Source organism: Shewanella glacialimarina, from assembly GCF_020511155.1.
Lineage (GTDB): Bacteria > Pseudomonadota > Gammaproteobacteria > Enterobacterales > Shewanellaceae > Shewanella > Shewanella glacialimarina.
In genome coordinates this window covers 2,126,674-2,141,737 of the sequence record NZ_CP041216.1, presented here as the reverse complement: position 1 = coordinate 2,141,737, position 15,064 = coordinate 2,126,674, and the positions used below count along the sequence as shown (strand labels likewise).

General features: G+C 38.4%; 14 protein-coding genes. 9 read left to right on the top strand and 5 right to left on the bottom strand.

Going from position 1 to position 15,064, the window contains the following annotated elements; all coding sequences use genetic code 11:
* Positions 1-23: 23 nt before the first annotated feature.
* The gene (locus FJ709_RS09295; protein WP_226415677.1) at positions 24-1,001 is read right to left on the bottom strand and encodes a 1-aminocyclopropane-1-carboxylate deaminase/D-cysteine desulfhydrase; all 978 of its coding nucleotides are present in this window, start codon (positions 999-1,001) and stop codon (positions 24-26) included.
* A 203-nt stretch (positions 1,002-1,204) separates the two neighbouring features.
* On the opposite strand from FJ709_RS09295, the gene FJ709_RS09290 reads away from it, so the two are divergent.
* Positions 1,205-1,618 (top strand): YccF domain-containing protein, encoded by a 414-nt coding sequence (locus tag FJ709_RS09290; protein WP_226415676.1) that lies wholly within the window; start codon positions 1,205-1,207, stop codon positions 1,616-1,618.
* A 2-nt stretch (positions 1,619-1,620) separates the two neighbouring features.
* Here the strand turns inward: FJ709_RS09290 and FJ709_RS09285 are convergent, their stop codons facing one another.
* Entirely contained in the window at positions 1,621-2,376 is a 756-nt protein-coding gene (locus tag FJ709_RS09285; RefSeq protein WP_226415675.1) for a substrate-binding periplasmic protein, read from the bottom strand.
* A 150-nt stretch (positions 2,377-2,526) separates the two neighbouring features.
* On the opposite strand from FJ709_RS09285, the gene FJ709_RS09280 reads away from it, so the two are divergent.
* Complete coding sequence (locus FJ709_RS09280; protein ID WP_226415674.1) at positions 2,527-2,994, top strand: EVE domain-containing protein; 468 nt, start codon at positions 2,527-2,529, stop codon at positions 2,992-2,994.
* Positions 2,995-3,151: 157 nt separating this feature from the next.
* Here FJ709_RS09280 and FJ709_RS09275 read toward each other — a convergent pair whose 3' ends face one another.
* Together FJ709_RS09275 and FJ709_RS09270 are read right to left on the bottom strand one after the other, a co-directional pair.
* A complete protein-coding gene (locus FJ709_RS09275; RefSeq protein ID WP_226415673.1) occupies positions 3,152-3,907 on the bottom strand; it encodes a TIGR00266 family protein in 756 nt (251 codons plus the stop codon).
* Positions 3,908-4,016: 109 nt separating this feature from the next.
* Positions 4,017-4,946 (bottom strand): LysR family transcriptional regulator, encoded by a 930-nt coding sequence (locus FJ709_RS09270; RefSeq protein ID WP_226415672.1) that lies wholly within the window; start codon positions 4,944-4,946, stop codon positions 4,017-4,019.
* Between the two features lie 234 nt (positions 4,947-5,180).
* Between FJ709_RS09270 and FJ709_RS09265 the strand changes: the two genes are divergently transcribed.
* The 3 genes from FJ709_RS09265 (at position 5,181) to FJ709_RS09255 (ending at position 8,182) form a co-directional block, all read left to right on the top strand.
* Positions 5,181-6,341 (top strand): homogentisate 1,2-dioxygenase, encoded by a 1,161-nt coding sequence (locus FJ709_RS09265; protein WP_226415670.1) that lies wholly within the window; start codon positions 5,181-5,183, stop codon positions 6,339-6,341.
* Between the two features lie 80 nt (positions 6,342-6,421).
* Positions 6,422-7,462: a 4-hydroxyphenylpyruvate dioxygenase gene (gene hppD / locus FJ709_RS09260; protein ID WP_226415668.1), complete on the top strand. Its 1,041-nt coding sequence runs from the start codon at positions 6,422-6,424 to the stop codon at positions 7,460-7,462.
* A 102-nt stretch (positions 7,463-7,564) separates the two neighbouring features.
* Positions 7,565-8,182, top strand: a complete 618-nt coding sequence (locus FJ709_RS09255) for a LysE family translocator (RefSeq protein ID WP_226415666.1) — start codon at positions 7,565-7,567, stop codon at positions 8,180-8,182.
* Positions 8,183-8,252: 70 nt separating this feature from the next.
* Here FJ709_RS09255 and FJ709_RS09250 read toward each other — a convergent pair whose 3' ends face one another.
* Positions 8,253-9,416, bottom strand: a complete 1,164-nt coding sequence (locus tag FJ709_RS09250) for a GNAT family N-acetyltransferase (RefSeq protein WP_226415664.1) — start codon at positions 9,414-9,416, stop codon at positions 8,253-8,255.
* A gap of 159 nt (positions 9,417-9,575) precedes the next feature.
* On the opposite strand from FJ709_RS09250, the gene ggt reads away from it, so the two are divergent.
* From ggt to FJ709_RS09230, 4 genes are all read left to right on the top strand, one after another.
* Positions 9,576-11,270: a gamma-glutamyltransferase gene (gene ggt / locus FJ709_RS09245; RefSeq protein ID WP_226415914.1), complete on the top strand. Its 1,695-nt coding sequence runs from the start codon at positions 9,576-9,578 to the stop codon at positions 11,268-11,270.
* Between the two features lie 313 nt (positions 11,271-11,583).
* On the top strand, positions 11,584-13,200 hold the full coding sequence (locus tag FJ709_RS09240) for a methyl-accepting chemotaxis protein (RefSeq protein WP_226415662.1): 1,617 nt from the start codon (positions 11,584-11,586) through the stop codon (positions 13,198-13,200).
* A gap of 107 nt (positions 13,201-13,307) precedes the next feature.
* Complete coding sequence (locus FJ709_RS09235; protein WP_226415661.1) at positions 13,308-14,483, top strand: porin family protein; 1,176 nt, start codon at positions 13,308-13,310, stop codon at positions 14,481-14,483.
* Positions 14,484-14,495: 12 nt separating this feature from the next.
* Positions 14,496-14,891 (top strand): type 2 periplasmic-binding domain-containing protein, encoded by a 396-nt coding sequence (locus FJ709_RS09230; RefSeq protein ID WP_226415660.1) that lies wholly within the window; start codon positions 14,496-14,498, stop codon positions 14,889-14,891.
* Positions 14,892-15,064 lie beyond the last annotated feature (173 nt).

Below are 15,064 nucleotides of genomic sequence, written 5' to 3'. Positions count from 1 at the left end.
TGCATACTGCATATAGCAATCAGTTATGTATTAGCAAGCTTACGTTTATATCTGGGTAGCATAGTTGCATTCCCTAACAAACCGCCTTGATGAATATATAAAACTTGCCTATCTGGGCATTGATTCGCTTCTATGTAGCGCTTCAACACGCTCAAGCCAATAGGGTCGTATAATAAATCAAACTCTATTCCACTTGTTTCTAGCACATCGTTCCACAACTCAAATAAGGGCAAATACAACTTACCAAAGTGATACTTATTGCCATCATTAATAATAGTGGGATGCTGGGTTTTATCTGGGTTTAATTCACAAAATTGATTTGCTAAATATGTATCACCGCCAACAGTGCTGCAAGTTAACACCTTAATATCAATTATTTCCTTTTGGCATTTTTTTATAAAATACTGTTGCAGAAAAACTGCTGTCGTACCTGTACCAGATGGAAGATATACTGAAAGAGCGGATATATTTTGTCCTTTAGCCCAATCTATAATTTCACAACCAAGCTGGTAGATGCCAGTTTTAGCATATTCACATCTGCCCCCCTCAGGAATAAACAGTATTTGTTGCTCAGAGTATCGATTTAGGTATTCAGGCTTAAGTATGTTTATGACATCATCCAAATGTTTACAGCCACTGAGTTTAGCTTGACCCCAATCAACTTGAATAATATTGGCACCGTTATGATGGGCTTGAGTAAAATTAGACACAATAACTGGGTAGGTTTGTAATTGTGACTGTATATAAGCACTAATATGGCTTACATAATAATCTAGCTGCCAGCCTTTCATTTTTGCCAATACCGATAGCGAATATAATGAATTTGCTTGAGCCGAACCCGATCCCACTATTCGTGTCACTTTAGGAAAGTCATTGATAAGGAAGTGATAAAATTTTCTGGCTTTATTACCACTAAAATTAGGGTGTAATTTATCATCACGCTTGACGAAAACTTGTCTTCCTGCAAAATTTATTGTATCTGTTGGGCTATGACTTAGCATTTATAACACCATTAAAACTAATTAGGGTCATTGTAACTAAAGTTGGTTAAAATCGCTCATTTTTAGTCTAAATCTCAATTTTTACTTTACTTCATCAAAATAAAAATCAATTTAACTATTTAGATCAATACTTTAAACCTTGGCACATTCCCTGCTTAGTTATCAATATTAATCACATATTTCAGTTATAAAAGGAAAAGGATATGGCTATTTTTAGACTAATTTTTAATATTGCATGGTTTATTTTAGGTGGATTTATAATGGGTCTAGCCTGGTGGCTTGCAGGGCTACTATGTTTTATTAGTATTATTGGTATTCCCTTTGGACGGGCTTGTTTCGTCATTGGTGAAATGGCATTTTGGCCATTCGGACAACAAAGTGTTAATCGAAAACACTTAACGGGTGTTGAAGATTTAGGAACAGGTACCATAGGATTAATCGGTAATGTTGTTTGGTTTGTGTTTTTTGGGATTTGGTTAGCGATAGGTCATTTAGCTCATGCGCTAGCATGTTTTGTGACTATTATTGGTATTCCATTTGGCATTCAACACCTTAAACTGGCATTATTAAGTCTAACCCCTATCGGCCAAACTGTGGTACCAAACGAACAATATTAATATTAGGGATGCTTAAGAGATTCTTGTAAATAAGCATCCATCATTATTTGAGGCTCAAATTTTGATAAGCCATCGTTAATTATTTTAAGCCACCTTTCGCCCTCTTCATTATTTGCTAACGCAACATGCAAGCTCTTAGAATCAAGGACTTTATTATTGATTTGCAGTAGATGTGATATTTTTTCAATTTTAGGATCACTTTTTAAATATTGATAAACATTAAAATCGATTACAATTGTGTCAATACGACCAGCTGCTAATTTTAATATATTCTGCTTTTCATTCATGGCCTCTTCATATTTTTGCTCACCACTAGCAATCATAGTGTCTATCTCGTCTGTGTTTACATACCCTTTTACCACGCCTAATACATATTTATTTAAATCAGTGACTGTATCCCAAACAATCGGGTTACTTTTAAGCTCCAATAAACCTATCGGACTTGCACCTAAAGACTGAGAAAAAATAAAATCATTTGTTACATTAATGTATTCAGGGAAATAGCCTATTTTAGCCCCAGTTTTTGCCATTCTAATAGCACGAACCCAAGGAACAACTGTGACTTTTAATTGATGGTTGTCATAAGCAATAGCATGTTTAACTATACGAGTAGCAATACCTTTTTCAGTCAACTCAGCACCACTAAACGGTGGCCAATCTAGCGTTGATAGTTCAAGAGTTTCTGATACAACAGCACTAGACATAAAGAGCGAGAAAAATAAGCATAAATGCTGGTTTTTTATGCTATTAGATAACATTAACATCACTCCATCTCCATAACGTTACTCTTTAGATAAAAATCATATGGAAAACCTTGTGGATAGTGGTATCAAAAAGCTACCATCAAAGTCTTATTTATATATATTCTTGTTCTGATAATAGTACAAAATGACTACTTGGTGTGATAAATGAAATATTGGTTAATGAAGTCTGAACCTGATGACTTCAGTATAGATGACTTACGAAGGTGCAGTGGACAAAAATCAGCTTGGCAAGGAATTAGAAATTATCAAGCCAGGAATTTCCTACGAGATCAAGTTAGCGTCAATGATTTAGTGCTCTTTTATCATTCAAGCTGCAAAGAGCCCGCAATTGTAGGACTCGTTCAAGTAAGCCACTCTTCACAGCCTGATCTAAGTGCTTTTAATAGCTCATCACCGTATTTCGATCCTAAATCTGATCCTTTGAAACCTCGCTGGGTTGAGGTTGAAATATCATTTATTGAGAAGTTTATTAATCAGATAAGCCTGAAACAACTTAAAGCTGACATGAAACTAGCGGATATGGTGTTAGTGGCAAAAGGTGCAAGATTAAGTGTTCAACCAGTCAAAGAATCTGAATTTGAATACATATTATCACTTTGTAGTAGGACTTGAAGAGTAAATAGACTCAGATTATTACTAATAAAATTTTTACCTTTATAAAAATCAAAATGCTTACCTTATAATGAGTAAGCATTCTTACTTGAATTTACGTATAATCTTGGATAATTGATATTTTTAAACAGTATAAAATTGATTAAATAATAGATTATTAATCTTCACCTTTTGATGTACCACCTTTAGTAGGTGCATGGGCAATAATACGATCAGCCATACGAGAGAATGGTAACGATTGTAGCCAAACGGTTCCGTGGCCCTGTAGGGTAGCTAAAAACAACCCTTCACCGCCAAATACCATAGACTTAAGCGAACCAGCTCGTTGAATGTCGTAATCAATTCCAGGAGAGAACGCGACTATACATCCAGTATCAACCCTCAATGACTCTCCATGCAGCTCTTTTCTAATTAAGGTGCCACCTGCATGAATGAATACCATACCGTCTCCTTTCAAACTTTGTAATATGAATCCTTCCCCGCCTAAAAAACCTGCTCCTAAACGACGATTAAATTTCATGGTAACGTTTGTGCCCAGTGCTGCAGCTAAAAAACTGTCTTTTTGACAGATAAGCTCACCATTATGCTGAGATAAATCGACCGCTAAAACACTACCTGGATAAGGAGCTGCAAAAGCCACTTTCCGCTTACTGTGCCCATCATTAGTAAAGTGAGTCATGAAAATACTTTCACCGGAAAACGCCCGCTTACCAGCGCCAAGTAACTTACCGAAAAATCCAGACTCAGGTTCAGAGCCGTCGCCCATTTTAGCCTCAAAAGTGATATCTTGTTCCATGTAATTCATCGCGCCCGCTTCTGCTATCACGGTTTCATGTGGATCGAGCTCCACCTCGACTAATTGCATACTTGAGCCGATAATTTCATAATCTACTTCGTGGCATCGCTTGGTCATTTGTCACTCCTTGGACTGTTAGTTAATCTCATTCTCAATGAATTTAGCATAAAAGTAATGACCGACTCTATCAAATCTCTGTTGGCACATTAATCGTTTATAGACAATATTATCCAAGCCCTGTGGTATTAATCTCTTTGGAAGTGTGCAATTCAAAACGAGTAAACTCATCTAAAATCAACTCGGTAAATAGTTGCCCAGCTCGCCCTAATGGTCTTTCTAAGGTTGACACTAATTGAGGCGTAAAGCTGAATGTATTACCGCCAACAAAATCGACCGATTTTAATTCGCCTGAATTTAACTCTTCATGGATCAAAAATGCTGGCATCCAACCAAAGCCAAGGCCTTTCAGTAAAGCATTTTTTTTCATGATAAACCCTGATAGATAAAACACCTTATCGCCACCAAATTGCATTTCATCACGCACTAAACGCTGTGGGGACGAATCTTCAATGGTCAATTCCACATGCTGTTGTAGCTCAGTTAAACTTATCTGACTTAGCTTAACTAAGGGGTGATGGCAACTAGCAACAAGTAGACTGGTAATAGTGGGTAAGGCTTTAGGATGATAGTTTGGCCCTGTCAAATAGTCTTTTACTAACATTAAATCGGCGCCCTCTCGCTCAAACCTATGCTGCACACCGCCTAAAAATTCCATATTTAGTTGAATTTTAGTCGGTACTTTATGTTCAGCCATACGTTTGAGCGCCGTCATGATTGGTTCCATCGGCAGCGCGCCGTCGATCACCAGTTCAAGTTTGGGCTCCCAGCCTTCACTAAAACGGCTAGCAAGATGCTCAATATTGGCCAAATGTTGCAATAAACGTTGCCCCTCAGCCAAAATAACTCGGCCTTCAGGGGTTAGCTCTGCACGGTATTGATCGCGATTAAATAAACTTACCCCCAAATGTTGCTCTAACTTTTTGACTTGGTAACTCACCGCAGATTGCGCTTTATGTAAACGCTCAGATGCTTTAGCGAAACTTCCCTCTTCGACTAATACTTGTAAAACCTTAAATGCATCAACATCTATGCGCATTTATCACTCCTTTGTGAGGTAAATTTGTGCTTTTGTATCGATTAGCTGCCAGAAATGTACCGATAACAATACAATCTAAAAAATAGATAGAGTCTAGCTGTTTATTATTCTTTTTTTTGTTCATCTAAGCAACTAAATTGAATCTATCTATGCGGCACAGGTCACACTACTCATTGATAAAATGAGCTAGATGAACAAACTAAGTGCTGTAAATACCCGGTTAAGGAAGCTGATATGCCATTTTATGTAAAACAAGGTGAAATCCCCACAAAGCGTCATATAGCATTTGAAAAAGAAAATGGCGAACTTTACCGTGAAGAGCTTTTTTCAACCCATGGTTTTTCAAATATTTATTCTAATAAATATCACCATAATATGCCGACTAAGGCGATTAATGTGGTGCCATACGCGGTTGAACATGGTCAAGAATGGCAAGACTCATTAATTCAAAACTACAAATTGGATTCGCGTAAAGCAGATTGTGACGGTAATTTTTTCAGCAGCCGCAATAAAATTTTCTATAACAGCGATGTTGCCCTTTATACCGCTAAGGTAACCCACAGCACAAACGAGTTCTATCGTAATGCTTATGCGGATGAAATTGTGTTTGTTCATGAAGGTGAAGGACAGCTGTTAAGTGAATATGGTGTTATTGACGTTAAAAAGTGGGATTACCTGGTTATCCCCCGCGGCACCACTTATCAATTAACTTTTAATGATTACAGCAATGTTCGTTTGTTTGTCATTGAATCGTTTTCAATGGTTGAAGTACCTAAACACTTTCGCAATGAGTACGGCCAATTATTAGAGTCTGCTCCCTATTGTGAGCGGGACTTACGTATCCCAGAACTTGCAGATGCGATCGTTGAAAAAGGTGAATTTCAATTAATATGTAAATTTGGTGACAAGTATCAACAAATGACACTCGAATGGCATCCATTTGATTTAGTCGGCTGGGATGGCTGCGTTTACCCTTGGGCGTTCAATATTGCTGAGTATGCACCTAAGGTAGGTAAAATTCATTTACCTCCATCTGACCATTTAGTGTTTACTGCACAGAATTTTGTCGTATGTAACTTTGTGCCGCGCCCATATGATTTCCATCCTAAGTCAATCCCTGCACCTTATTACCATAACAACATTGATAGCGATGAAGTTTTATATTATGTCGACGGTGATTTTATGAGTCGCACCGGTATTGAAGCGGGTTACATGACCTTACATCAAAAAGGTGTGCCACACGGGCCACAACCAGGACGAACAGAAGCGTCAATTGGTAAAAAAGAAACCTATGAATATGCGGTGATGGTAGATACTTTCGCCCCACTGAATCTTACTTCACATGTAAAAAATTGCATGAGTGAAGACTACAACCGCTCTTGGTTAGAAGACTAAACCATAAGTCGATAGAAAATACCTTCTAACTGCATCACTTTTAACGTGATGCTGAGTTGAATATAACGAGGAATAACAACATGGCAAGCGAACAAAATCCACTGGGACTTTTAGGCATAGAATTTACTGAATTTGCCAGCCCAGACACTGAGTTTATGCATCAAGTATTTATTGATTTTGGTTTTTCTATGCTGAAAAAAGCAAAAAATCATGACATTACCTACTACAAGCAAAATGACATTAATTTTCTATTAAATAAAAGCCGTGCAGGATTCTCAGCAGAGTTTGCTAAATCACACGGACCGGCAATTTGTTCAATGGGTTGGCGTGTTGAAGATGCAGAATTAGCGTTCAAACTTGCGGTAGAACGTGGCGCAAAAGCTGCGGCAGAAGCTGAAAAAGATATGCCATATCCAGCTATTTACGGTATTGGTGACAGCTTAATTTATTTTATCGACACCTTCGGCGCTGATAATAATATTTATGCGACTGATTTCGTTGATTTAGATGAGCCAATCAATACACCTGAAAAAGGCTTTATGGAGGTTGACCACTTAACTAATAATGTCTACAAAGGCACTATGGAGAAGTGGGCAAACTTTTACAAAGACATTTTTGGTTTTACCGAAGTGCGCTACTTTGACATTAAAGGGTCACAAACCGCGTTAGTATCCTATGCATTACGCTCACCCGATGGCAGCTTCTGTATTCCAATCAATGAAGGTAAAGGCAACGATAAAAACCAAATTGATGAATATTTAGGTGAATACAATGGTCCTGGCGTGCAGCATCTAGCTTTTAGAAGCCGTGATATTGTGGCCTCATTAGATGCAATGGAAGGAACTGCAATCAAAACCTTAGATATCATTCCTGAGTACTATGAAACCATTTTTGATAAATTGCCACAGGTTACTGAAGACAGAGAAAAAATCAAGCATCATCAGATCTTGATCGACGGTGATGAAGACGGTTATTTATTGCAAATTTTCACTAAGAATTTATTCGGTCCTATTTTTATCGAAATCATTCAACGTAAAAATAACTTAGGTTTTGGTGAAGGTAATTTCAAAGCATTATTTGAATCTATAGAGCGTGACCAAATTAAACGTGGCGTACTGTAACGTTTATTTAGCTGATTCAAACTAAACAAAACCAGCCTAGTGCTGGTTTTTGTTTATCTAAGCATTATAATCGAATTAACTTTGTCACTAAGAATATTTTATATGCCTGATTACGCTGTACTTGCTGTTTTTATCCCGACTTTCTTCTTTGTATCTATCACTCCAGGCATGTGTATGACCTTGGCAATGACCCTGGGTATGAGCATCGGCGTAAGACGTACCTTGTGGATGATGATAGGTGAACTCGTTGGTGTAGCGATTGTGGCAATAGCCGCTGTACTAGGAGTTGCTAGCATCATGCTTAACTACCCACAGATATTTGAAATATTAAAATGGTTGGGTGGAGCTTATCTTGTCTACATTGGTATTAATATGTGGCGCTCGAAAGGTAAAATGGCTGTTATTGAAGGCCAACAAATGAATACTAACCGGTTAAGTTTGATCAGTCAGGGCTTTATTACCGCCATTGCCAATCCAAAAGGGTGGGCATTTATGATTTCGCTGTTACCGCCTTTTATTAATGTTGATAAACCAGTAGCAACACAATTAGTTGTCTTATTGGGTATCATAATGGTAACAGAATCTGCATCAATGTTGGCTTATGCCAGTGGTGGTAAAAGTTTACGATTATTTTTATCCCGCGGCGATAATATTCGTTGGATGAATCGTATCGCCGGCAGTTTAATGATACTAGTGGGGATTTGGTTGGCATTAGATTAATCATCTGAAGTCCACACCTTAAGTGACTAACATGAGTTATTAGCATTAAATTAATCAAGCCCATATTAACTCAATTTCTAAACGGTAATTGTTGCGCAATTTGTTTCATATACAAACCCATTTGATTTTGCTCTTGCTGGCAATAATGACTAATTGCATCATTAAATGCTGGGTGAATAATAATGTGTTTTGAATACGTTAACCTAGGCTCAAACCCTCTAGACACTTTATGCTCACCTTGGGCTCCTGCATCAAATATTGCAAGATTGTTTGCAATTGCATAGTCAATACCCTGGTAATAGCAGCTTTCAAAATGTAAACCATCAAGTTCAGTTAATGTGCCCCAGTATCGGCCATACAAATGCGTATCAGATACAAAAAATAACGCAGATGCGATCATTTGATCATTCACATCGGTGACAATCAATAATCGAATCGCCTCTCCCATAGTTTGTTGCAGCCCAAGAAAGAAAGCTGCTGTTAAATATCCTTGATGGCCTGAACGCTTTTGATAGGTCATTTGATAACATTTAATAAAATGCTGCCACTGTTCAAGCGATGCCTCTGCACCAACAACAAAGCGAAAACTTAATTGATAATTGGCAACTAACTGTCTCTCTTTGCTGATATTTTTACGTTTTCTTGACGTCATAGATGCTAAAAAATCACTAAAATCAGTGTAATTTTTATTACGCCAATGAAATTGAGTCCCTACCCGTGTTATCGCCGCGTCTTTAGGCCATAGGGCTTGTTCTTGTTCGCTAATAAACAAGCCGTGCCATGATGAGTAGTCTTGTTGAGCCATTATATCGCGTAAATACTCACACAAACTCAGTAACAGGCTTTGTTTAACTTCTTCGGTTATACCTGCTTTAAAGCCTATTCTTTGTCCAGAAGCAGGAATAAAAGGCACACTGGTAACTAGCTTAGGATAATATTCTAATTGATTACGCCCATAAGCCTCAGCCCAGGCCCAATCAAACACATACTCTCCCCATGAATGTGTTTTCAGATACAAAGGCACGATTGCAGCTATTTCCGCGGTTAACTTGTCCGAAATAATAAGGTGATGAGTTTGCCAGCCGGTTCCATCCCCTATACAAGCCGAACGTTCTAGCTGATGTAAAAATGCATACCGCATAAAGGGGTTGGACTCGCCAAAACATTGAGTCCATCTATCTTGACCAATCTCTTCAATACTCGAAACATGTGAAAATGCATACGCAGATGGCAATGTGTAGCCCTTATTATTTAATCAATTTACTTATATAGCATACCAATTTAATGACAGCTATGGCACAGTCAGATCATTCTGGTAACTCTCTAAGGATTATTCGTGTCCCTAACAATAAAATTCACTCCACTGTTATTATCTACTTTGATTGGTATTAGCATGTCATCAGCTGCGTTGCATTCAACCTACACATGGGCGAATGATGACGCAATATTCAGTGAAATGGCTACCGCACAACCTATTTTTGCTAAACACGGTATGGTCGCTAGCCAAGAAGCCATAGCAAGTCAAATTGGTGTAGAAATTCTCAAACAAGGCGGTAATGCAGTAGATGCCGCTGTTGCCGTTGGCTTTGCATTAGCAGTAACACTACCTCGAGCAGGAAATATTGGTGGTGGAGGCTTTATGCTAGTTCATCTTGCCGAAGATAATAAAACCATTGCGATTGATTACCGTGAAACGGCACCCAGTAAAGCCCACAAAGATATCTTTCTAGATGAAAAAGGTAACGCGGTTGATAAATTAAGTCGTGAACACGGTTTAGCTGTCGGAGTGCCTGGTACCGTTATGGGAATGGAGTTAGCTTTAAAGCAATACGGGACAATGTCACTTGAACAGGTCTTAAAACCAGCAATTAAACTGGCAAAAGATGGCATTATTATCACATCGGATTTAGCCAACTCTTTGGCAGGAACACGCAGCCGTATTAGCCAATGGCCAAGCTCAAAAGCTATCTTTTATCAAGCCGATGGCAGTAATTTTGATGTCGGTCATATATTATATCAACCAGAGTTAGCCCATTCACTCACCTTAGTGTCTAAATTGGGTAGTAAAGGTTTTTATCAAGGTGAAACTGCAGAAAAAATAGTCAACGCTGTTCAGCAAGCTGGTGGTGTAATGACATTAGCCGACTTAGCCCATTATAAAGCAGTCGAACGTGAACCGGTACGAGGTACATATCGAGGTTATGAAGTTATTTCAATGCCAGCGCCCTCTTCTGGCGGGATTCATATTATTGAAATGCTTAACGTATTAGAGCAATTCCCCATAGACAAATTTGGTCACAATACCGCACAAACAATCCATGTTATGACTGAAACAATGAAATATGCCTATGCAGATCGCAGTGAGTTTTTAGGTGATCCTGATTTCGTTAAAGTACCGACAAGTCATTTAATCAGTAAAGATTATGCTCACAAAATTGCTAGTAAAATTGCCCTCAATAAAAGCACTCCAAGCAGTGAGATCCTTCCAGGTAAAGTTACTGGGTATGAAAGCCCACAAACAACACATTATTCTGTAGTCGATAAATGGGGTAATGCTGTATCTAATACCTATACTTTGAACTTTAGTTATGGATCTGGGCTGGTGGCGTCAGGGACTGGAATATTACTCAATAATGAAATGGATGATTTCTCCGTCAAAGCTGGCGTGCCAAACGGTTACGGACTGATTGGAGGCGAAGCAAATTCTGTAAAAGGTAATAAGCGTCCACTGAGCTCAATGAGTCCAACAATTGTAATGAAAGACGGTAAACCTTTTATTGTTACCGGTAGCCCAGGTGGTTCTAGAATTATAAATATCACCCTGCAAATCATTATGAATGTGATTGATCATCAACTCAACATTGCAGAAGCAAGTGCAGCAGCTCGTGTGCATCATCAATGGTTACCTGACTTTTTATGGGTGGAACGTAGCTTGAATCAAGACACTATTTCACTGCTAGAAGCAAAAGGCCATAAGGTTAAAATTCAACAATCTATTGGGAGTACCCAGTCAATAATGGTGACTGAACAAGGTAAATATGGGTCGTCAGATCCCCGCAGAGCTGGTTCTGCTGCCTTAGGCTACTAAAAAATCAATACTCGCATTCAGAAGATGTTCATACTTAAATCTTCTGAATGTTTTTAATACACTCAATAGAAAACGTAACGACATAATTTGTATTTATTATTTTTTATAAACTATAGTTAACCGCGTAACATTACTTTTGCTTATCTCTCCAAACCCATCCCACAAATTTTATAAAAAATTTAAGTGAAACAATAACTAAAGTTAATCAACATTACTGCCGATAAACAGGCCTATTGAATCAACATATGCCTTTAAGTATGGCATGTGTTAAAATAAGTAACTGAATTGAAACATTTACTACAAAAGGGTTGCCATGAAGCTATCTAGCCTGAAAATTAAACACCGTATAGCCATACTCACTTTTGTTGCTTTGGCTTCATTTATTATTTCAATCGCTATCAACAGTGTGACAACCACAAGCAATACTGATCGCTTAAGTAATTTACAGAACAGGCTCTACCCAGTGCTAAGCTTAGCGACAGTCAATGACGGACTGTTAATCCAATTGGAACAAATTATCCAATCTGCGGTGACGACTGGCGAAGAAGAAAACCTACAAACGGTTGACGCCATGGTGAAAACCATCATAAAAAACTTAGATGAAATTGGTCAATTATTACCAAGTGAATCGAATGATATGCAACGATTAAAAAGTGACATCACTACTTATCATAAAAATGCCAACACACTGGTGATGGCTTTTTTAGCCGATAACATAGATTTTAATGCAATAAAAACCCAGGCGGCTGACAATGCTGCAAGATACCAAAATCTAATTAAAGATTTTAAATCTAATCAAGCTGATTTTGAATCGCAATTTACCAACAGTATCGAGTCTACTATTACCGATGCAAACAGTGCACAAACTTCCGTTTTACTGATAGGCATTGTCGCCACCGTATTAATGGTGATTCTTGGCTTATTAGTTAACAGCTCAATTATTACTACCCTTTCTAATGTTACTAATTCTTTACGTAACATTTCTGAAGGTGAAGGTGATTTACGCTCGCGTATTCAATATGACGGTAAAGATGAAATTGCCGATTTAGTATATTGGTTTAACCAATTCGTCTCTAAACTTCAATCTTCAATAGCGGACACCAAGCAAACAACTGAAAGCTTAAGTGCTGTATCACAAACATTATTAAACGGCAGTAAAGTTAGTGAACTTACTGTCAAAGAACAAACCGCTGCCATTGAATTAATCTCCCAAGCAATGGGAGAAATGTTTATCAGTGTGACTCATATTGCTGAATATGCTGCAAACGCGGCTAGCGAGGCAGACAACGCAAATAAAGAAGCGACTAAAGGTACTCAAGTGGTAAATACAGCAGTGTCTACCATTAAAAGGCTAGCGGAAGAAGTTAGAACCACAGCCACTTTAGTCAACCAATTAGATTCTTTCACCAATAATGTTAATTCTATTTTAGATACGATCAGGGGTATTGCTGATCAAACAAATCTTCTTGCGCTAAACGCGGCTATTGAGGCTGCGAGAGCAGGAGAACAAGGACGGGGCTTTGCCGTTGTGGCAGATGAAGTAAGAACCCTTGCTTCTAGAACGCAAGCGTCAACGCAAGAAATTCAACAAGTACTGCAAGAATTAAGAACCTCTTCTAAAAAAGCGGTTCAAGCTATGCAGCATGGTGTTGAAACCGCCGACGAAGGAGTTGAGTCAACTATGCTTGCCGGCAAAACATTGACAAGTATTACTGAAAAAGTCAGTGCAATTAGTGTTGTAAATGAACAGATTGCCGCCGCAACAGAGGAGCAACACAATACCTCAGTGTTGATCCAGCAATATGTTGCCGATATTCAGCAAAACGCTCAAAAAGTCAAAACCACCACTGAAGACATGGGCGGGATCAGTTTTGATATCCAAAATGTCAGTAAACAGCTCCAAATCATAACAAACCAATTTAAAGTGTAAATTATTCGCTTAAAAATTGGTTAGTTACGTGAATGTTAGCTATATAAATAGAGCAATATAAAAATAAACCCGATGGGTATGATGAGTGATGAGAAAGGAGTAACACTATGAAATTTTACTTGAAAGCGCTTCCGTTAGCGATTTCTGTAGCATTAGTTCCTGCCGCAGCTTTTGCTGATGAGGCAACCGATGCAAAAGTAGCTCAGCTAGAACAACAGGTTCAGGCGCTACAAGCTCAACAAACCAAAAATCTGACTGATAAATTCAATTTTAACGGATTTATTAGCGGTGCATATATCAGTTCTGATAACGATGCGGGCTATAACAATGCCACTAGCAGCGCAGATTTTACTCAAGACAGTAAAATGGGGTTACAAGCAACGTTTAATATCAGTAACCAAACTCAGGCTGTTCTTCAGCTAATGATGAAAGGCGAAAATGATTGGGATGTTGAAGCTGAATGGGCTTATTTATCTCACCGTTTTGACGGTGGCGTGAAAGTACGTGGCGGTAAATTACGTGTGCCATTATTCATGTACTCTGACTATTTAGATGTGGGTTATGCACAACCATTTGCTCGCCCACCTGGCGAAGTTTATGATCAAGTGCCATTCTCTTCTTACACTGGTGGTGATGTTTCTTATGATTTCGATCTTGAAGATTCAACATTAACACTACAGGGGTTTGGGGGTGAATCGACTGTTCCAGGTGCTGACTTAGATTTGTCAAATATAATGGGCGGTAATGTGTCTTGGACAGACATGACTTGGACACTGCGTGCTGTTTATGGCCAGACTTCGATAGAAGGTATAGCTAATGGTTTAACTATAGACAACGAAAAAGCTGTATTTAACGGCTTAGGTGGCAGCTATGATAATGGATCATTCCTTGCTGTAGGTGAATGGACCACGGTTAAAATTGATGGTTTATTGGCTGATACTGAATCAGCATATGTCACTTTCGGATACCGTATTAAAAGTTTCACCCCTTATGTTACTATCGCGTATGTAGAAACAACGGATAACGACGTAAGATCAAACCTTCCACCACAGCTTTCAATTCCTTTAAGCATCGGCTTAAATCAGGAACGCACCGCATATAGTGCAGGTTTACGTTGGGATGCAATCGACAATGTTGCGATAAAATTTGATTTAACTTACGCAACTGATTTTGGCGATACTTCTGGCGGTTTAGGTGGTAATGCTGTCATCAATCCATTAACAAAACAGTTCACTTTCGATGATACACTTGTGTATACCGTCAAATTTGACGCAGTATTTTAAAGGAGCGATGATATGAAAAAGTTTCTAACCTTATTAACGCTTAGTTTGGGTGTTGCTTCTACAGCCGCCGCTGGTGTGGTTGTTATTGGAAACACCGCTGCGGGTGACATGTCAGCTTCAGATGCAAAAAAAGCATTTTTAGGTAAAGGCGATACATCATTAGTAGTCTATGAACTCGATGAAGGTAATGCTACCCGTGCTGAGTTTCACAGTACTGTCACGGGTAAATCTGATGCGCAGTTAAAAGCATTCTGGTCTAAGCAAGTTTTTACTGGAAAAGGTAATCCACCTGCCACGGTATCTTCAGCAACGGCTATGAAAGCCGCAGTAGCATCAAATCCAAGTGCAATTGGATACATTGATGAAGCGGATGTTGATGGCACGGTTAAAGTCATTTTAAAACCGTAGTTAATCACTTAAAAGATTAAGTAAATCTTCTAAATATAGACTTTTCAAAAAGGAGATGTAGCACATATGAGTTACATCTCCTTTTGTTGTGAGCAAGGTTCAAGAATTCAATAAAGCTATTTCATCAATTGCCAATCATAACACCATTGAATAATTGATATATCCCCCCTCCA